This window comes from Bacillus sp. 05T22 (genome assembly GCF_056396765.1).
This window is the reverse complement of record NZ_JBFTMC010000035.1, coordinates 1-19,648: the sequence shown is the minus strand read 5'-3', so window position 1 is coordinate 19,648 and position 19,648 is coordinate 1. Positions and strand designations below refer to the sequence as shown.

16 protein-coding genes, 1 rRNA gene and 1 riboswitch are annotated in these 19,648 nt (G+C 38.1%); of the genes, 1 reads left to right on the top strand and 16 read right to left on the bottom strand.

Going from position 1 to position 19,648, the window contains the following annotated elements; translation table 11 throughout:
- Positions 1–28: 28 nt before the first annotated feature.
- From gcvPB to AC1DIT_RS12955, 3 genes are read right to left on the bottom strand one after another with little or no spacing between them, the layout of a single operon-like run.
- Positions 29–1,600 (bottom strand): aminomethyl-transferring glycine dehydrogenase subunit GcvPB, encoded by a 1,572-nt coding sequence (gene gcvPB / locus AC1DIT_RS12965; RefSeq protein ID WP_476998225.1) that lies wholly within the window; start codon positions 1,598–1,600, stop codon positions 29–31.
- 29 nt (positions 1,601–1,629) lie between these two features.
- Positions 1,630–3,018 carry an aminomethyl-transferring glycine dehydrogenase subunit GcvPA gene (gene gcvPA, locus AC1DIT_RS12960; protein WP_016132499.1) on the bottom strand — a complete coding sequence of 463 codons (1,389 nt, stop codon included), beginning with the start codon at positions 3,016–3,018 and terminating at the stop codon, positions 1,630–1,632.
- A 30-nt stretch (positions 3,019–3,048) separates the two neighbouring features.
- Positions 3,049–3,825 (bottom strand): SDR family NAD(P)-dependent oxidoreductase, encoded by a 777-nt coding sequence (locus AC1DIT_RS12955; RefSeq protein WP_016132272.1) that lies wholly within the window; start codon positions 3,823–3,825, stop codon positions 3,049–3,051.
- Positions 3,826–4,012: 187 nt separating this feature from the next.
- Here AC1DIT_RS12955 and AC1DIT_RS12950 point away from each other — a divergent pair, with 187 nt between their 5' ends.
- Entirely contained in the window at positions 4,013–5,419 is a 1,407-nt protein-coding gene (locus tag AC1DIT_RS12950; RefSeq protein ID WP_016132498.1) for a sigma-54 interaction domain-containing protein, read from the top strand.
- A gap of 83 nt (positions 5,420–5,502) precedes the next feature.
- Here AC1DIT_RS12950 and purD read toward each other — a convergent pair whose 3' ends face one another.
- The 13 genes from purD to rrf form a co-directional block, all read right to left on the bottom strand.
- On the bottom strand, positions 5,503–6,768 hold the full coding sequence (purD, locus tag AC1DIT_RS12945) for a phosphoribosylamine--glycine ligase (protein ID WP_016132270.1): 1,266 nt from the start codon (positions 6,766–6,768) through the stop codon (positions 5,503–5,505).
- 275 nt (positions 6,769–7,043) lie between these two features.
- A complete protein-coding gene (purH, locus tag AC1DIT_RS12940; RefSeq protein WP_476998224.1) occupies positions 7,044–8,579 on the bottom strand; it encodes a bifunctional phosphoribosylaminoimidazolecarboxamide formyltransferase/IMP cyclohydrolase in 1,536 nt (511 codons plus the stop codon).
- A 24-nt stretch (positions 8,580–8,603) separates the two neighbouring features.
- Positions 8,604–9,191 (bottom strand): phosphoribosylglycinamide formyltransferase, encoded by a 588-nt coding sequence (gene purN / locus AC1DIT_RS12935; RefSeq protein ID WP_016132268.1) that lies wholly within the window; start codon positions 9,189–9,191, stop codon positions 8,604–8,606.
- Positions 9,188–10,228, bottom strand: a complete 1,041-nt coding sequence (purM, locus tag AC1DIT_RS12930; RefSeq protein ID WP_016132496.1) for a phosphoribosylformylglycinamidine cyclo-ligase — start codon at positions 10,226–10,228, stop codon at positions 9,188–9,190. Before purM ends, purN begins: the two co-directional genes overlap by 4 nt.
- Positions 10,229–10,344: 116 nt before the next feature.
- A complete protein-coding gene (gene purF, locus AC1DIT_RS12925) occupies positions 10,345–11,760 on the bottom strand; it encodes an amidophosphoribosyltransferase (protein ID WP_016132266.1) in 1,416 nt (471 codons plus the stop codon).
- Positions 11,745–13,964: a phosphoribosylformylglycinamidine synthase II gene (gene purL, locus AC1DIT_RS12920; protein WP_016132495.1), complete on the bottom strand. Its 2,220-nt coding sequence runs from the start codon at positions 13,962–13,964 to the stop codon at positions 11,745–11,747. Before purL ends, purF begins: the two co-directional genes overlap by 16 nt.
- Positions 13,948–14,631, bottom strand: coding sequence for a phosphoribosylformylglycinamidine synthase subunit PurQ (gene purQ, locus AC1DIT_RS12915; protein ID WP_016132494.1), 684 nt, complete (start codon positions 14,629–14,631; stop codon positions 13,948–13,950). The genes purL and purQ overlap by 17 nt, the downstream gene beginning before the upstream one ends.
- Entirely contained in the window at positions 14,628–14,882 is a 255-nt protein-coding gene (gene purS, locus AC1DIT_RS12910) for a phosphoribosylformylglycinamidine synthase subunit PurS (protein WP_016132493.1), read from the bottom strand. Before purS ends, purQ begins: the two co-directional genes overlap by 4 nt.
- Positions 14,875–15,594 (bottom strand): phosphoribosylaminoimidazolesuccinocarboxamide synthase, encoded by a 720-nt coding sequence (gene purC / locus AC1DIT_RS12905; protein ID WP_016132262.1) that lies wholly within the window; start codon positions 15,592–15,594, stop codon positions 14,875–14,877. Before purC ends, purS begins: the two co-directional genes overlap by 8 nt.
- A gap of 89 nt (positions 15,595–15,683) precedes the next feature.
- On the bottom strand, positions 15,684–16,985 hold the full coding sequence (gene purB / locus AC1DIT_RS12900; RefSeq protein ID WP_016132492.1) for an adenylosuccinate lyase: 1,302 nt from the start codon (positions 16,983–16,985) through the stop codon (positions 15,684–15,686).
- Positions 16,982–18,133: a 5-(carboxyamino)imidazole ribonucleotide synthase gene (gene purK / locus AC1DIT_RS12895; protein WP_016132491.1), complete on the bottom strand. Its 1,152-nt coding sequence runs from the start codon at positions 18,131–18,133 to the stop codon at positions 16,982–16,984. The genes purB and purK overlap by 4 nt, the downstream gene beginning before the upstream one ends.
- Complete coding sequence (gene purE, locus AC1DIT_RS12890; RefSeq protein ID WP_000839362.1) at positions 18,130–18,615, bottom strand: 5-(carboxyamino)imidazole ribonucleotide mutase; 486 nt, start codon at positions 18,613–18,615, stop codon at positions 18,130–18,132. Before purE ends, purK begins: the two co-directional genes overlap by 4 nt.
- A gap of 110 nt (positions 18,616–18,725) precedes the next feature.
- Positions 18,726–18,827: riboswitch (purine riboswitch) on the bottom strand.
- Between the two features lie 707 nt (positions 18,828–19,534).
- A 5S ribosomal RNA gene (rrf, locus tag AC1DIT_RS12885) occupies positions 19,535–19,648 on the bottom strand; the annotation flags it as partial.

Genomic DNA, 19,648 nt, shown 5'->3' with positions numbered 1-19,648 from the left:
AACAATTCTGATTGCCTTCCCATTTCATTCAAATCAATTCTAGTAACTGCACCTTCTTCTGATACGCTCTCCATGTAATACACCATTTTTTCGGATTATCGAGAAAATCCTGTTCATCTAATTTGTGAATCGTACTATTTTGTGGAGCGTTTTGAATGACTTTGGGATTTTCATAGGCTTCCTTAGAAATTTGTTCAAGGGCTGCTATATACTCATCTAAGTCAGTCTTAGAATAGCTCTCAGTCGGTTCAAGCGTGAACGGCTGGGGTACGATATATGGATGGTGACTCGTCCAATAGTGCAAGCCGAAATCCGTCATTCTTCTTTGGACATCCTCTGTTGTAATACCTGTTTCATTTTTCATCTCTTCCCAGCTATAGCGAACTTGCTCAAGGCGCTGTCCTTTTACATATGGAGCACTTGCACCACGAATCTTTTGTACTTTGTGATACATATAATTGTTATTTAATACAGCTGTTTTCGCCACTTCTTTTAATCCTTCTGGACCAAGGGCACGAATCCATGCATAAGACCTGAGAATTGTTTGTGCTACCCCATGAAAAGCGCGCACTTTTCCAATGGAATGTTTCAGGTCATTGTTTAAATAATATTTTCCTTCATCGCATTCCACAATTGGCCCAGGTAAATATTCTTTTAGCTCTTTTCTCACTCCAAGTGCACCCGTCGCTGGCCCACCACACATATGCGGAGCAGCAAATGTTTTGTGAAGGTTAAAAAAACACATATCAAATCCTGCTTCTTTCGCTCTAGTAATTCCAAGGAGACCATTGGCATTTGCCTGATCATAGTAACAAATCCCACCAGCTTCATGTACGACCTTTGTAAATTCTTTAATTTTCGAATTAAAAATCCCTGTATCTTCAGGATTTGCAACAACAAATCCCGCTGTCCGCTCTGAAACAACTGCCTTTAATTTTTCTATGTCAGGGAATCCATCTTTATCGGGATGAAGCGTAATGATTTTAAAGCCTTTAACAGCTGCTGTAGCCGCTTGTGAAGGATGAGAAAAAATAGTTGTAATAATTTCATTACGTTTTTCCCCTTCTCCGCGAGATTCATGATATTTTCTTACGATAGAAGCCATAGCAAATAATGCTTGCGTACCGCCACTCGGTTGGAATGAAAAATGATCCATACCAGAGATTTCTCTCATGCAAAGATCCAATTTGTATATGATTTCTAACATCCCTTGAACAGTGCTTATATCTTGAAGAGGATGCAGTTCCATTATTTTAGGATTTCGTACTAACAATTCATTAATTTTAGGAATATATTTCATTGTACAAGTACCTTGCCCAATTTCAACGTTAAAATCTGACCCTAACGTCTCTYGCGAAAGTCTCACATAATGCCTTAACACACGCGCCTGACCGATTTCTGGAAGTTTCGGTCTTTCTTTTCTATACATAGAATTAGGAATCTGCGAAACCCCATCTCCAACTTCCTTCACAATCGTTTGATCAACTAATGGAACCTCTACTCCTCTTTCTCCTTGCTGGTGAAGTTCAAAAATAATTGGTTCATTCCATTTTGCTTGATGAAAGTCACGAACTTTACTATTCCTTTTAATTTTTTTCATGAGTCAATTCTCCTTTCTGTCCATCTATTTTAATTCGTCACAACTTCCTGAAGAGCATCAATTAACCGATCAAGGTCTTCCTTCGTATGGACTTCTGTAACGCAATATAAAGCACATTGGCCAAATATAGGAAACTCTTTTGAAATATCCTTTCCTCCAAATATCTGCTTTTCTAATAATTTTTTATTTATGGTTTCTACCGATAAACCAGTTTCATTAAAATCGACAAGAAATTCTTTGAAAAATGGAGAACTTAATCTTGAACCTCTCACTCCAGGAATTTTGTTCAGTTGTTTTACTGCATATTGACTATTTTGCATAATGGTTTGACCTAATTCATACATACCATTCGGTCCAAGTAACGATAAATAAACCCCAGCTGTAATTCCCCATAACGCAGTTTGTGTACCAACTGATTCTTTTCCTTTTTCACGAAGGGCAAAAGATGTCCGATCATAAGCCACATCGCCAAAGCCATACTCCCCTTCTTTTACTGTTGGCACAATTCCAAATAGACGTGAAGGATATTCATTAATAAACTTTTCTTCATCCCTTGTAGCAATGAATCCCGCTTGCCCTCCGCTATAGTTCATATGCATACCAAGCGGCTGCAAATCACCACAAACAATATCCGCTTGATAGTGACTTGGCGGCGCCAACACTCCAAGTGAAATTGGATCAACACCAACTACTACTAGTGCATCATTCTGCTTCGCAATTCCCGCAATTTCCATACCTTGTGATTCAATAAACCCTAAATAGGAAGGATTTTCAAAATAAATGGCTGCCACATTAGAAGAAATCTTATTCTTTAAATCTTCTAAATCTAGAAGACCATTCTCAGCATCATAACTAACAAAAACAAATTCAAGATCTGGGGAGCCATAATTTTGAATAATTTTCATTCTTTCAGGTGATACGGTTTGCGCTACTAATACCTCTGTTCTTTTTGTTATACGAGCAGCCATCCGAATCGCTGTAGCTGCTGCTTGCCCCCAATCAAACGTCGGTACATTTACAACATCCATATCAACAAGTTCAGCTACTAGACTTTGATATTCAAATAACGCTTGGAATCTACCATGATCCTCGTAAGGTTCACCGGCATATGCCGTCAGAAATTCCGATCTTTGATTCACTTCATCGCAAACTGCTGGTACAAAATGCTGCCAGCAACCTGCTCCTAGAAAGTTTAGATATTCACTTGTACTCGTGTTCTTACACAATATTCCTTCAATGAGGCGACGCAATTCGTATTCTGTAAGCGCCTTTGGTATGTTCATTTCCTCTTTCAACTTTAGTTCATCTGGTATACAAGCGTATAATTCCATCACTGATTCAGCGCCTATTTCTTTTAACATCTCTTCCTTTACTTCAGGTACCATATTTGGAATGTAAGGATGTACCTTTTTCGTCATCTTAATACCCCCTTATTAAAATTCTTTCAATTATGCTAAACCTCCACCATCAACAACAAGTTCTGTTCCTGTCACCCAAGATGACAAATCGCTAGCTAAAAATAAAACACCTTTTGCGATATCACGAGGCGTACCAATTCTTGATAGAGGCCGATCTGTTGCTGACTCTTTCAAAAATGTTCCCTCTTCCACATTTAATTGCTTCGCCTCGTCACGTAGTAACTGTGTATCTGTATCACCAGGACATATACAATTCACTCTAATATTTTGCGGACCATGATCAATTGCCATCGCCTTCGTTAAGTTCACAACCCCGGCCTTCGCAGCACAATAAGCAGCTGCTTTATCGCCTCCTTTTAGCCCCCATCCGGAACCTGTGTTGATAATGCTCCCACCTTGCTTTTCAGCCATAATTGGAATGATATATTTAGATAAAAGATATACACCTTTTAATGAAACATTAATAACTGAATCCCATTCCCTTTCCTCTAATTCAACAACTGTTTTTCTTCTAATAATTCCCGCATTGTTAAACAACACATCTACATTTCCATATACCTGCCTAATACGTTCACTGACATTCTTACAATCTAACTCACTTGTTACATCGCACTTCAAAAACTCTGCTCGCTGTCCATCATCTCGTAAACTCTGTGCGGCCTGCATACCTTTTTCTTCATCAATATCTAAAAGAATAACGGTAGCCCCTACTTCAGCAAAAATTGTTGCAGTCGCATACCCAATTCCTGATGCCGCCCCAGTTACAACCGCCACTTTATCCTTTAATTGAAAATAATCTCTTTCCATAAAAAGCCTCCTTTATTTGCATCTGCTTTTTATTAAGCAAAAATCATGCCAATGTTATTGCATAGAAAATCCTTATCATAGCAAGCAATCTTAGTACGATTGTTTGACATTTTTGACAAACGTTTGACACTTTTGTATTTTTAAGAATTATCATACAATGGTTATATAATAGAGAGGAGGTTCTAAATTGTCTACAATCACAGCAATCACAAAAATTATTTATACCTTTTCCGAACTCTTACAAATAGAAATTGCCTATTTCAACCATGAAGGGCTATTAGTTTCTTCAACGGAAGAATATAAAAAGAAAAAAGGAGAACGTGTCTACCTCCCCTTTTTCCAAAAACTATACGAGCATCCCATTACCTTTGTACATAAGCCAGGACATATGAATATGTGTCATGGTTGTCACTTTCAAAAGAGCTGTCCATCAACTGCAGAAATTATACAAAATATGATTCAAAATGAACGCCACTATGGCTATCTTTCATTCGTTAGTTTTTCCAAAGATAAGCAACAAAAATTACTCGATCAGCAAAAAGACTTTATCTATTGGATGGAAAAATTAAAAGAAATTATTACTGAGATTATCCATGAAATGAATTATTCTACTTCCAAAATAGGAACAAAATTAAAACAAACTGAATATATCCTTGGAAACAGCTATACATTACAAAACATAAAAGAAATCTTAAAAAATATGAAAAGTAGTACTTCCTCTATCGTGATTACAGGAGAAACCGGGACGGGGAAAAGCTTAATGGCAAAACTAATTCATGAACAAAGCATGTTCCAAAGGGGAGATTTCATTGAAATAAATTGTGCTAGTATTCCTGAATCGTTATTCGAGAGTGAACTCTTCGGCTATGAGGAAGGCGCATTTACGGGAGCAAGAAAAAAAGGAAAACCAGGTTACTTTGAAATGGCTGATCGAGGAACACTATTTTTAGATGAAATTGCCGATCTCCCTCTCCATTTACAACCAAAACTATTGAAAGTGCTGCAAGATGGTGTTGTACAAAGAATTGGTGGAACACTTCCTAAAAAAGTGAATATCCGGATTATCGCTGCATCTAATCAATCATTAGAAAAATTGATGGAATCTAAACAATTCCGTTCCGATCTTTACTACAGACTAAATGTTATTCCTATCCATTTGCCACCATTAAGAGAGCGAAAAGAAGACTTAAAAAAACTAGTTCCCTTCTTAATTGAAAAATTACAAACAAGAACAGGAAGATTCATTCAAACTCATACAGATGATTTTTTAGAAAAGTTAAAGCAATATCACTGGCCCGGGAACATTCGTGAGCTAGAGAATGTTTTAGAATATAGCATGAATATGGAGAAAAGCGGCCAATTAACTGAATCATCACTACCAGCATTTCTTCAAAATAATTCGGATTTGCTGCGTTCATCCACAAAACAACATGGTGCATTACAAGAGGCTGAAAAAGAAAGCATTATTCAAAAACTTCATGACTATGGTTATGATTATGAAGGAAAAAAACAAGCCGCTGCTGCTTTAGGAGTAAGTGTACGAACGCTATACAGAAAAATGGAGAAACTCGGAATATCTGAGCCAACTAGATAATATACTACTTTTATTATTAGAACTTGCTTTTTTCATAAAAACTATTAAACCAAAAAAGAAGCTAACATAAAACATGTTAGCTTCTAGCAATCGACCTTTTCAATTGCGCGATATCCGATATCACTTCGATAAAATAAACCATCACTCTCGATTTTTTCTATCTCTTTATATACTTTATCCTTCGCTTCTTGTAAGTTTTTTTCCTTACAAGCAACAAATAGTACACGACCACCGTTTGTTACGAAATCTCCATGCTTCATAGCTGTACCTGCGTGAAAAACAATTGCATCTTCTAATGTATCTAATCCGCGAATAATAGCGCCTTTTTCATATGCTTCCGGATATCCGTTTGAAGCAAGTACGACACCAATAACCGCTTCTTCGGACCATTTAAGTACTAATTTTTCTCCATCTAAAACGCTATTACATACATCAACTAAATCATTGTCTAAACGAGGCAGTACAACCTCTGTTTCCGGATCTCCAAAACGAGCATTAAACTCAATTACTTTTGGGCCTTCGTTTGTTAAAATAAGGCCTGCATATAAAATACCTGTAAATGAACGACCTTCTTTGATCATCGCCTGAGCGGTTGGATGTAAAACCGTTTCAATCGCTACTTCAACCGCTGATTCTGGAATTTGTGGTACTGGAGAATATGCACCCATTCCTCCTGTATTCGGTCCTTTATCACCATCAAAAGCGCGTTTATGATCTTGTGCAATTACCATTGGATAAACAGTTGTTCCATTTACGAATGCCATTAAAGAGAATTCCTGTCCATCTAAAAACTCTTCAATAACAACCTTTTTACTTGCTTCACCAAATTTCACATCTTGCAGCATTTCTTTTACAGCTTGTAATGCCTCTTCTAACGTCATTGCCACTGTTACACCTTTACCAGCTGCTAAACCGTCCGCTTTAATAACAATTGGTGCACCAATTTTTTGAATATACGCTACTGCTTCCTCATAATTCGTGAACGTTTCATATGCTGCTGTTGGAATATCGTACTTTTTCATCAATTCTTTTGTAAAAGCTTTACTGCCCTCAATCACGGCCGCTGCTTTATTCGGACCAAAAACACGAAGTCCTTCTGCCTCAAAACGATCGACAATCCCATTCATAAGCGGAATTTCGGGACCGACGAATGTTAAACCTATATTGTTCTCTTTCGCAAACAGAACAAGTGTATCAAAATCATTTTCATCAATAGCAACTGGCGTTGCCACATCTCTCATACCTTCATTTCCTGGTGCTACATATACCTTTTCCACTTGCTCAGACTGTGCAAACTTCCAAGCTAAAGCATGCTCACGTCCACCGCGGCCAATTACTAAAACATTCATATGTCATCCTCCATTATTCAAATAAGTACAAACCAGGAGCAATGCCCCTAGTTTGTTTCTACTCGTTCATGCTCAAAAAGAAGATTATCTTGACCGGACTTTTTGAACTTCTTCTGACAATATAAGTTTAAAAAGGAGGATCAAGAGAACCGAGCAGTTCGAGGCGCAKYTGCCAGGAGGACACRGAGTGTAGCTGWCACTACATGARTACCGSACTGGCAWTGCAACGAMGAMATGCGAMRGTTATCTTGACCGGACTTTTTAAACTTCCTCTATTAATGTTTGAAATGACGTACGCCAGTGAACACCATCGCAATGCCAAACTCATCAGCTTTTTTAATAGAATCTTCATCACGAATCGATCCGCCTGGTTGAATGATTGCTGTAATCCCTGCTTTAGCGGCCTCTTCTACTGTATCTGGCATTGGGAAAAACGCATCAGATGCAAGCGCACTACCTTGTGCTTTATCAGCAGCTTGTGTAATAGCAATTTTCGCTGAGCCAACGCGGTTCATTTGTCCGGCTCCAACTCCAATTGTCATATTATCTTTTGCTAAAACAATTGCATTTGATTTTACGTGTTTGACAACTTTCCAAGCTAGTTTTAAATCGGCCCATTCTTGCTCTGTTGGTTCACGTTTTGTTGGAACTGTAATTGTATCTTCATCTAGCGCTAGCGTATCTTCTTCTTGAACAAGAAGGCCACCTTGTACAGAAGTTAATTTTTTACTTGCATTTACTGCTTTTTCAATATTTACAGTTAAAAGGCGTAAGTTTTTCTTACTTTGCAACACTTCTAATGCTTCCTCTGAGAAGGAAGGTGCAATAATAATTTCTAAGAAAATTTCATGTAATTTTTCTGCTGTAGCTTTATCAATTTCACGATTCGCTGCAATAATGCCGCCAAAGATCGATACTGGATCTGCTTCGTAAGCACGTGTATATGCTTCATGAATATCAGTACCAACACCAACTCCGCATGGGTTCATATGTTTTACTGCTACCACTGCTGGTTCTGTAAATTCTTTCACGATGCTAAGCGCTGCATCTGCGTCATTGATATTGTTGTAAGATAGCTCTTTTCCATGTAACTGCTCTGCATATGCAACAGAAGACGTTGCTGCAAATGGTGCTTTATAGAATGTTGCTTTTTGATGCGGGTTTTCTMCGTAACGTAAATCTTGTTTTTTCTCGAATGTTACTGTTAATGTTTCTGGGCTTTCTTCTCCCATTTGTTCAGTTAAATAGTTTGAAATTAATGCATCATATGCCGCTGTATGACGGAATACTTTTGCTGCTAATTTACGTTTTGTTTCGTCTGTAACTTCACCGTTTTCTTTTAACTCAGCTAGTACAACATCATAATCTGTTGGATCAACGATTACTGATACAAATTTATGATTTTTCGCAGCTGAACGAATCATTGTTGGACCACCGATATCAATATTTTCAATTGCATCAGCAAATGTCACATCAAGTTTAGCAACTGTTTCTTTAAATGGATATAAGTTTACAACAACAAAATCTATTGGCTCAATACCTAATTCATTCATTTGCGCTACATGAGTTTCATTGTCACGTACTGCAAGTAAACCACCATGGATGTTTGGATGTAATGTTTTCACACGTCCATCCATAATTTCTGGGAAACCTGTTACTTCAGAAATCCCGATGACTTGTAAGCCGTTTTCTTCTAATAATTTTTTCGTTCCGCCTGTTGAAATAACTTCAATCCCTTGTTCAAGTAATCCTTTAACAAATTCTACAACGCCTGTTTTATTCGAAACACTTACTAATGCACGCTTTTTCATTTATCCTTCACCCCTAGTTGAATGTTATTTAACAGTTGGCTCTTCTATAAATTGAACGATTTCGTTCACCGTATCTACGTACAATCTATGTTCAACTTGCTGAATTTTCTTTTGTAAACTCTCTCTCGTATCCGTTTCAGAAACTGTTACTGCTTCTTGTGCGATAATTGGTCCTGTATCCATCCCTGCATCTACATAATGAATTGTCACACCAGTTACTTTCACACCCGCTTCTAATGCTTGACCAACAGCATCTTTCCCTGGAAAACTCGGTAATAATGATGGATGAATGTTAATGATTTTCCCACCATAGGCTTCTAATAATGTTGGCCCGATAAGACGCATATATCCTGCCAAAATAACACAATCAATCTCGTATTCTCGCAGTTTTTTTAATATCCCATTTTCAAATGCTTCTTTTGATTCATATTCTTTCGCTGAAAAAGCAAAGCATGGAACATGATGATAATGCGCTCGTCCGATAACACGTGCCTCGGGTTGATCACATACTAGCAAACTAATTTCAGCATGTAATCTTTTTTCTTCCACTGCATTAATTAGTGCTTGGAAGTTAGAGCCGCTCCCAGAGGCAAAGACTGCCAATCTACTCATAGTTCTGCGCCTCCATTAAAAGTAACACCTGATCCTTTTACAGTACGTCCAATAATATGTGCTTTTTCTCCTTGTTCTGCAAGAAGTTGAACAACAGCTTTTGCATCTTCTTCTTTTACTGCAACTACCATACCAATACCCATGTTAAAAATATTGAACATTTCTTTTTCTTCTAATTTTCCAACCTCTTGAAGTAAGCTGAAAATCGGTTGAATTTGCCAAGAACCTAGTTCAATTTCTGCACCGCTTCCTTCCGGCAACATACGTGGAATATTTTCAATAAAGCCGCCACCTGTAATATGTGCCATGCCATACACTTCATACTTTTTCAATAGTTCTAAAATAGGTTTGACATAAATTTTCGTTGGTTTTAATAGTTCTTCACCAAGAGGTAGTTCTAAGCGACCATGTATACGATCTAAAGATAGCTGTCCGTCTTCCAATAACACTTTTCGTACTAAAGAATACCCGTTACTATGAATACCACTAGATGCTAAACCAATTAATACATGACCAGCTTCAATAGACTGACCTGTTACAATTTTCTTTTTATCAACAATTCCAACAGTAAAACCAGCTAAGTCATACTCTTCAGTGGAATACATACCTGGCATCTCAGCTGTCTCTCCACCAATTAATGCACAACTCGCTTGGCGACAACCTTCTGATATACCTTTGACGATGTTTTCAATTTTACTAGGTTCTGCTTTACCGCAAGCAATGTAATCAAGGAAGAAAAGCGGTTCTGCCCCTTGGACAACAATATCATTTACACACATCGCTACTGCATCAATACCAATTGTGTCATGTTTATCCATCATAAAAGCGAGCATCAATTTTGTACCCACGCCGTCTGTTCCAGATACTAATACAGGTTCTTCTAATGCAAATTTTGATAGATCAAACATACCTCCAAAACCGCCAAGACCGCCTAGTACTTCTTTTCTCATTGTTGTTTGTACGTGTTTTTTCATGCGAGATACCGCTTCATATCCAGCTTCAATATCCACTCCTGCTTGCTTATATGCATTCGCCATCGTTTTTTACACCTCGTCTTTTAATTTCTCCCACCCAAGCGGGCACTCTCTTTATAGAGTATGTTTTAGGAAAAAGCTAGCTTCTACTTAAAATGAAGTAGAAGCTTCTCGCCTTTTTATTTCATACTTTCTAAAAGCTCTTGCTCATAATCATAAAGAGCTGTTGGATAATCTCCATTAAAGTAAGCCATACATAAGCCGCCGTATTTCCCTTCATATGGACGTCCAATTGCATCTACTAAGCCATCTTCACTTAAAAATGTTAAAGAATCTGCACCGATGATTTGACGTATTTCTTCTACAGAGTTATTTGCTGCAATTAATTCTTTTCTCGTTTGAATATCAATTCCATAGAAACATGGGTACTTAAGTGGCGGAGAAGCAATTCTCACATGTACTTCTGTCGCTCCTGCCTCACGAAGCATGCGCACAATACGTTTACTTGTTGTTCCTCGTACAATGGAATCGTCAATCATTACAACACGCTTTCCTTCAACCACGCCTCGTACTGCTGAAAGCTTCATTTTTACCCCTTGCTCACGCAATTCTTGAGAAGGTTGGATAAAGGTACGACCAACGTAACGATTTTTAATTAATCCTAATTCGTATGGAATTCCTGTTGCTTCTGCATAACCGATCGCTGCCGAAATACTAGAGTCTGGAACACCTGTTACAATATCTGCTTCAATTGGAGCTTCCGTCGCTAAACGTTTTCCCATATTTTTACGTGCTGCATGAACGTTAATGCCAGCAATATTAGAATCTGGACGAGCAAAGTAAATGTATTCCATACTACAAATTGCATGGTCTACTTCGTTTGTAAAACGATCTACTTGAATACCCTCGTCATTAATGATAAGTAGTTCTCCAGGTTCTACATCACGAATGTATGTTGCACCAACTACATCAAAAGCACATGTTTCAGATGCTACGACATACGCATCCCCCATTTTCCCAATTGAAAGTGGCCGGAATCCATTCGGATCTAGTGCAACAATCATTTCGTTTCCTGTTAGTAAAAGATACGCAAATGCGCCTTTTACTTTGTTCAATGCATCTTTTACGCTCTCGATTAGTGAACCTTTTGTATTACGTTTAATTAAATGAAGCAGTACTTCTGTATCTGAACTTGTTTGAAAAATACTTCCTTCTGCCTCTAATTCACGGCGAAGCATTTTTGCGTTAATTAAATTTCCGTTGTGAGCTAACGCCATACTATGATCAGAGAAACGGAATAGTAATGGTTGCACATTTGCTACTTCACTTCCGCCTGCTGTCGCATAGCGCACGTGTCCAATTGCTGATTTTCCATTTAAGCCTTCTAGCTCACCTCTTGAAAACACTTCTGATACTAAACCTAACCCCTTATGGCCAACAATTTTCTCCCCGTTATTGACAACAATGCCCGCGCCTTCTTGCCCACGGTGCTGCAAACTATGCAATCCGTAGTACGTAACTTGTGCTGCATTTTCATGCCCCCAAATTCCGAAAACGCCACATTCTTCATTTAACCCCTTTATTTCAGCAAGCATGGGATTGCCCCTTTCCAAGCCTTTCTCATTTCATCAACATTTGCTGTAAGTAATACTTCATTTTCTTCATTGTGAATTGTTACTTCATTCGTATTTGTGACTTCCCCAACTTGAATTGCTTCTACTGATTTCTCAAATGCTTCTTGTTGTTCACGTTTTACTGTTATGACAAAGCGTGATTGTGATTCCGCGAATAATGCCGCTGTTGCTTCTCCACCTAATTTCACAGTAGCACCTAAGCCTTTAGCGCCAATTGCACTTTCAGCAATCGCAACCGCTAAACCACCTTCTGCAACATCATGTGCAGATTGTACAAGTCCTGCTTGAATAGCTTCTAGTAATTGTTTTTGGCGTTTTAATTCTACTTCTAAATCGATGCTTGGTGATTGACCAAAGATTTTACCGTATACCATCTTTTGCAATTCACTTCCACCAAACTCAGCTTTCGTTTCACCAATTACATAAATAAGATCGCCATCTTGCTTAAACTCTTGTGTTGTTACATGTTTTAAGTCATGAACAAGACCTACCATACCAACAGTCGGTGTTGGATATACAGCTTCACCACTACGTTCATTGTACATTGATACGTTTCCGCCGATAACTGGAGTTTGTAATGTGCGACAAGCTTCACTCATACCATCTACTGACTTCTCAATTTGCCAGAAAATCTCTGGTTTTTCTGGGTTACCAAAGTTCAAGCAATCTGTAATTGCAAGTGGTTCTCCACCAGAACATACGATATTACGTGCTGCTTCTGCTACTGCAATTTTACCGCCCATTTCAGGATCTAAGTAAATGTAGCGAGAGTTACAGTCTGTTGTCATTGCTAATGCTTTCTCTGTACCACGTACACGTACAACTGCCGCATCTGATCCTGGTGTAACAACTGTACTTGTGCGTACTTGATAATCGTACTGATCATATACCCACTCTTTACTTGCAATCGTTGGTTGTTGTAATAGAGCTAGTAATGTCTCTCTATAGTTATCTACTTTCGGCGTTTCCATCTTCATTTCTTGGAACTCTTTAAAGTACGTTGCCTCTTTTGAAGGCTTATGATAAATTGGTGCTTCTTCTGCTAATGCATCCGCTGGTACTTCCGCTACCATTTCACCTTTATGGAATAATCGAAGCATTTTATCTTCAGTTACTTTCCCCATCGTAACTGCCGCAAGTCCGTACTTTTCAAATAAATCTACAATTTCTTGTTCTCTACCTTTTTTCACCACAATCAACATACGTTCTTGTGATTCAGATAACATCATTTCGTATGGTGTCATACCTGTTTCACGTTGTGGTACATCGTCTAAGTACATTTCAATACCCATTCCTGCTTTACTTGCCATTTCTGCAGAAGATGATGTTAAACCAGCTGCTCCCATATCTTGAATTCCGACAAGAGCATCAGATTGGATTAGCTCTAGGCATGCTTCAATAAGAAGTTTCTCCATAAATGGATCGCCTACTTGTACTGCTGGACGTTTCGCTTCTGAACTCTCAGATAATTCTTCTGATGCGAAAGTTGCACCGTGAATGCCATCACGTCCTGTTGAAGCACCTACGTACATCACTGTATTACCAGCACCATGCGCCTGCCCTTTTTTAATATCTTCATGATTAATTAAACCAACGCACATTGCATTTACAAGTGGGTTTCCTTCGTAACACGGATCAAACTGTACTTCTCCGCCCACAGTTGGAATACCGATGCAGTTACCGTATCCTGCAATCCCTGCAACTACTTCTTCAAATAAATATTTTACGCGTGGTGATTGTAGTTCACCGAAGCGAAGTGAGTTTAATAATGCTACTGGACGTGCTCCCATAGAGAATACATCGCGAATAATACCACCAACACCCGTTGCCGCACCTTGATATGGCTCAATTGCTGAAGGGTGATTATGGCTTTCCATTTTAAATACAACCGCTTGGTTATCACCGATATCTACAATCCCTGCACCTTCACCAGGTCCTTGTAGTACACGCTCTCCTGTTGTTGGGAACTTACGAAGAACTGGTTTTGAGTTTTTATAACTACAGTGCTCTGACCACATAACAGAGAATAGTCCTGTTTCTGTGTAGTTCGGCAAACGACCTAAAATCTTTTCAACCATGGCAAACTCTTCGTCTGTTAGCCCCATTTCCGCATATATACGTTCTTCTTTAATTTGTGTTGGATTTGGTTCAAGCATTAACGACATATGTTTCCCTCCAATGTTTCAAAATAGATTGAAAGACTTTTAACCCTTCAGCGCCGCCAAGCAATTCACTCACAGCACGCTCTGGATGTGGCATCATGCCAAGTACATTTCCTTTTTCATTTACAATACCTGCAATATCTGAAACGCTTCCGTTTGGATTGTCTACATAACGGAATGCAATTTGGTTCTTTTCTTCTAATTCTTTAAGAGTTGCTTCATCGCAGTAGTAATTTCCTTCACCATGTGCAATTGGAATATTGATTACTGCACCTTTTTCATATTGCGATGTAAACATCGTTTCGTTATTTTCAACACGTAACTGAACAGTACGGCACATAAACTTTAAGTTTTCATTTCGCATTAGTGCACCTGGTAACAATCCTGACTCAACTAAAATTTGGAATCCATTACATACGCCTAAAATCGGCTTTCCTTGCTCAGCTGCTTTTTGTACAGCCTTCATTGCATTGGCGAAGCGAGAAATAGCACCACAGCGAAGGTAATCACCGTAAGAGAAGCCTCCTGGTAAAAGAATTGCATCATATTCATCTAAATTCTCTGCATCATGCCAAACGTAGTCTACCTCTTCGCCAAGCTCATCTTTAATTGCATGAAACATATCAACATCACAGTTCGAACCTGGAAAAACGATTACGGCAAATTTCACTGTGCGACAACCTCCTCAACTTCGTAATGATAATCTTCCATTACAACGTTTGCTAATAGTTTTTCACACATTTCTTTTACCTTGCTATCCAGATCAGTTACTGATTTATCGATTGTTAACTCCATATATTTACCAATGCGGACATCTTGTACTTCTGTAAAGGAAAGACTGTGAAGAGCACCTTTCACTGCTGTTCCTTGTGGATCTAATACGCTCTCTCTTAATGTTACATATACCTTAACTTTATACATGTGAAGCTCCCCCTAAACGTTTTAAAATTTCTTCATATGCCTCTGTTAAATTACCTAAATCACGGCGGAATACATCTTTATCAAATTTYTCATTACTCTCTTTATCCCATAAACGGCAAGTATCTGGTGAAATTTCATCCGCTAATACGATTTCGCCTTCTTCTGTTAGCCCAAACTCTAATTTAAAATCTACTAATCTTACACGACAGCTTGCGAAGTGCTCAATCAATACTTGATTGATTTGTAGAGCTTTTTCTCTTAATGTACTTACTTGCTCTGGCGTTGCAACGTTTAACACACGGATATGATCTTCTGTTACAAGCGGATCTCCTAAATCATCATCTTTGTAGTAAAATTCTACGATTGGTGCTACAAGTGCAGTTCCTTCTTCCATTCCTAATCGCTTTGAAAGACTTCCTGCAATTACGTTTCTTGTGACAACCTCTAATGGAATAATGCTTACCTTTTTCACAAGTTGTTCTGTGTCTGACAGCTTCTCAACAAAATGTGTTTTGATTCCCACTTCTTGTAACTTTCTGAATAAAAGAGTTGTAATCTCATTGTTCAGACGACCTTTTCCTGTAATTGTCGCTTTTTTCTCCCCATTGAAAGCAGTAGCACTATCTTTGTACTCTACCCAAACCATATCTGCTGCTTCTGTACGATAAATTCTTTTTGCCTTACCTTCATACAGCAATTCTAGCTTTTGCATTTCGCAAGCCCCCTGTAGTTTGAAAAATATGAATATTTTTTTTATAAAGAATGGCACAGAATCACTCTATTCTGTGCCATATAAAATTATCAGTTTAATCCAAGACGTTCAAAAATTGTATCAACATGTTGTAAGTGATGCTCGTAGTTAAAGCATTCGTTGATTTCTTCTTGTGTTAATTTGCTTGTAATACGCCCATCAGCTTCTACAAGCTCTTTAAATTGTACTTGTGTCTCCCAAGCTTCCATCGCTTTAGGCTGTACGATATCGTAAGCTTCTTCACGTACCATACCTTTGTCGATTAGCGTAAGCATTACGCGTTGAGAGTAAATTAAACCGTATGTTCTTTGCATATTACGCTTCATGTTCTCTGGGAATACCGTTAAGTTTTTCACGATATTACCAAAGCGATTTAACATGTAGTTTAATGCGATTGTTGCATCTGGTAAGATAATACGTTCTGCAGAAGAATGTGAGATATCACGTTCATGCCATAATGGAACATTCTCGTAAGATGTCATCATATAACCACGGATAACACGAGCTAAACCAGTCATATTTTCAGAACCGATTGGATTTCGTTTATGTGGCATTGCAGAAGAACCTTTTTGCCCTTTCGCAAATGCCTCTTCCACTTCACGTGTTTCACTCTTTTGTAAACCACGAATTTCGACTGCCATTTTCTCAATAGATGTTGCGATTAATGCAAGTGTTGACATGTAATGTGCATGACGATCACGTTGCAATGTTTGTGTTGAAATCGGAGCTGCTTCTAGCCCTAAGTTTTCACAAACATATTTTTCTACGAATGGATTAATGTTCGCGTATGTACCAACTGCACCAGACAATTTACCAACGCGAACTGTATCAGCTGCTTGTTTGAAACGGTCTAAGTTACGTTTCATTTCTTCATACCAAAGACCAAGTTTTAAACCAAATGTTGTTGGTTCTGCATGAACACCGTGTGTTCTTCCCATCATAATTGTGTACTTATGCTCTTTTGCTTTGTTAGCTAAAATAGTAATGAAATTTTCTAAGTCGTTTAGTAGAATTTCATTTGCTTGTTTTAAGATATAAGATAAAGCTGTATCTACTACGTCTGTAGATGTTAAACCGTAATGTACCCATTTGCGTTCTTCACCTAATGCTGGTGTTTCTGATACAGCACGAGTGAAAGCAACTACATCATGACGTGTTTCTTTTTCAATCTCATAAATACGCTCCATATCGAATGCTGCATGTTCACGAATTTTTTTCACATCTTCTTTTGGGATATCACCAAGTTCGGCCCATGCTTCACATGCTAAAATCTCAACTTCTAACCACGCTTTAAATTTGTTCTCTTCTGTCCAAATCGCACCCATTTCAGGGCGTGTATAACGACTAATCATTTTTTTCCCTCCAACAGTTGTTCTTGATGGTCCCAAATATGCAATTCTTGCGCTTTGTCTAAAGCATCTTCAACATTTTCATTTAAAATATTTACATGCCCCATTTTACGCTGCAGCTTTGCTTCTTCTTTTCCATACAAGTGTAAATAGCACCCGGTTAATCTATTCACTTGCTTTAGGACCCCTTCTATATGTTCGCCTAAAATGTTTACCATGACAACTGGTTTTAACAAAATTGTTTCTCCAAGAGGTAAATTACAGATTGCTCGAATATGTTGCCCAAATTGACTTATTTCACATGCATCCAGTGTATAATGTCCAGAATTGTGAGGTCTTGGTGCTAATTCATTAATATAAATCTCACCATCTGCCGTAGCAAACATCTCTACCGCTAGTGTTCCCACAAGCTGCAGTTCATCCGCTAGTACCTGTGCATATTCAATTCCTTTTTGTGAAAGCTCTTCTGTAATACGAGCTGGTACGATGGATTCATGTAAGATGTTATTAACGTGAATATTTTCAGCTACTGGAAATACCTTCGTTTCACCACTTACGCTACGAGTTACAATAACTGATATTTCTTTTTCAAATGGCACCCATTTTTCAAGAATACATTCAGCTTGACTGGCAAGCTCCCTTGCTCTTACAACATCCGTCTCACTTCTTAAAACAACTTGCCCTTTTCCGTCATATCCTCCTGTTGTTGTTTTTAACACACAAGGAAAGGAAAGTTCCGTAATTGCTTCTAAAAGTTCATCTTGCTTCTTCACAAGTCTATATGGTGCTACTGGTAAACCAGCCTTTACGATTGCATTCTTTTCTGTAAAACGATTTTGCGTTTTGTTTAATAACTGACTGCCTTGTGGTAAATACGCATGTTTTTCAAGCCATTGTAAACATCTATAATCAATATTCTCAAATTCATATGTGATAACATCGCTTATTTCCGCTAAATGCTGAATCGCTTTCAAATCATCGTAAGATGCAACAATTTCGATATCAGCAACTTGTGCACATGGTGAATGTTTTGCCGGATCTAATACAGCAATTTTATAACCCATTTCCTTCGCTGCTAGCGCCATCATTCTTCCAAGCTGGCCACCGCCAATAATTCCAATTGTTTTTCCCGGTAAAATGATTCTTGTCATATCAGTTCACTACCTTCACGCACATTTTTCTCAATTGCTTCTCGTCTGAGTTCTAATGCGTCATGTATGTCATCATGAAATGATCCAAGTATTTGTGCTGCAAGTAGTCCTGCGTTTGTTGAACCAGCCTTACCAATCGCAACAGTCGCAACTGGAACCCCTCCTGGCATTTGAACGATAGACAGTAAAGAATCTAAACCATTTAACGCTTTTGATTGAACAGGAACACCGATTACAGGAAGATTTGTCTTCGCTGCAACCATCCCTGGTAAATGAGCGGCTCCCCCAGCTCCAGCAATAATAACCTTTAATCCACGTTCACGAGCTGTTTCTGCATATTCAAACATATAATCTGGAGTCCGATGAGCGGATACAACTTTTTTCTCATACGGAATGTGTAATTCATCTAAAATGTCACAAGCATATTTCATTGTTTCCCAGTCTGACGTGCTTCCCATTATGACTCCAACTAGTGATTTCATATTAGAATCCCCCCGATTCAAATAAAAAAAGCCTGAAATAGAACAGTTTCTCTTTTACTATGAGAGAAAGCGCTCTACTCAGGCATACGTATCCCTTGTGAATAGAAAAATACCGAGTGACTTTCCCCCATAGTCTAACGAATAACGGTCGTTAGGTAGAGACTTGCAGGCCATATCCCCGCGATTATATGAGGTGCGATATAATATTGTTTCTATGGATATATTAACAACATTTCATAAGCCATGTCAACAAATAATCGAATGTTTTTTTGTTAGTTATTGATATCGTTCGTGTTTTAGTTATATTCAAAAGAAGAAGTGAAAATATATGCAAGTGGGAAAGGGAATTAGGATAGGCGTATAAGATGCAATCATATGAAGATCTAGCCATGTAGCGATAAAATACCTTAACCAGGATTTAATCGAATTTCATTTTCTAAATTTATCACAATAACAGTTATGTATTTTCAAATTCATACTATGTATAACCTTAGCATAAGAAGAAGTAATCAAATTAAGGTTCAAGTAATATCATTTTTTGTATATTTAAGTGAAGCTCATGATACTATTACTATAAGTTCACACTAATTTATAGGTGGATTAATTATGCAGAACCTTAATGTATGGTCATATTTATTTTTTTCATCGCAGTAACTGGTGCAATTATTGATTCTTCCTTTATAACATCTCACTTTTTCTACTATCATTACTTCAAACCTATACTGCTTGTAGAAATAATTAGTCCATTATCGGAATTATTCTAAGTTCGTTCGGAAAACCTGGAAAACCAAAACAAATCGCTATTATTTTAAACAGCCTCTTCTTTTTTCTTTTTTAGCATTGCTAAATTTATGGATTACTACATTTGGCAAATAAAAATATATACAAAAAAACCTAAGTCGAAACGACTTAGGTTTTTGCTTGGCGACGTCCTACTCTCACAGGGACAAGGTCCCAACTACCATCGGCGCTAGAGAGCTTAACTTCCGTGTTCGGTATGGGAACGGGTGTGACCTCTCTGCCATCATCACCA

Excerpts from the sequence above, each read along its gene's own strand:
- gcvPA (WP_016132499.1), bottom strand. The coding sequence starts at position 3,018 with ATGACGAAAAAGGTACATCCTTACATTCCAAATATGGTACCTGAAGTA.
- AC1DIT_RS12955 (WP_016132272.1), bottom strand. The coding sequence starts at position 3,825 with ATGGAAAGAGATTATTTTCAATTAAAGGATAAAGTGGCGGTTGTAACT.
- purD (WP_016132270.1), bottom strand. The coding sequence starts at position 6,768 with ATGAATGTTTTAGTAATTGGCCGCGGTGGACGTGAGCATGCTTTAGCT.
- purN (WP_016132268.1), bottom strand. The coding sequence starts at position 9,191 with ATGAGTAGATTGGCAGTCTTTGCCTCTGGGAGCGGCTCTAACTTCCAA.
- purM (WP_016132496.1), bottom strand. The coding sequence starts at position 10,228 with ATGGCGAATGCATATAAGCAAGCAGGAGTGGATATTGAAGCTGGATAT.
- purF (WP_016132266.1), bottom strand. The coding sequence starts at position 11,760 with ATGCTTGCTGAAATAAAGGGGTTAAATGAAGAATGTGGCGTTTTCGGA.
- purL (WP_016132495.1), bottom strand. The coding sequence starts at position 13,964 with ATGTCGTTAATGCTTGAACCAAATCCAACACAAATTAAAGAAGAACGT.
- purS (WP_016132493.1), bottom strand. The coding sequence starts at position 14,882 with ATGTATAAAGTTAAGGTATATGTAACATTAAGAGAGAGCGTATTAGAT.
- purB (WP_016132492.1), bottom strand. The coding sequence starts at position 16,985 with ATGATTAGTCGTTATACACGCCCTGAAATGGGTGCGATTTGGACAGAA.
- purK (WP_016132491.1), bottom strand. The coding sequence starts at position 18,133 with ATGACAAGAATCATTTTACCGGGAAAAACAATTGGAATTATTGGCGGT.
- purE (WP_000839362.1), bottom strand. The coding sequence starts at position 18,615 with ATGAAATCACTAGTTGGAGTCATAATGGGAAGCACGTCAGACTGGGAA.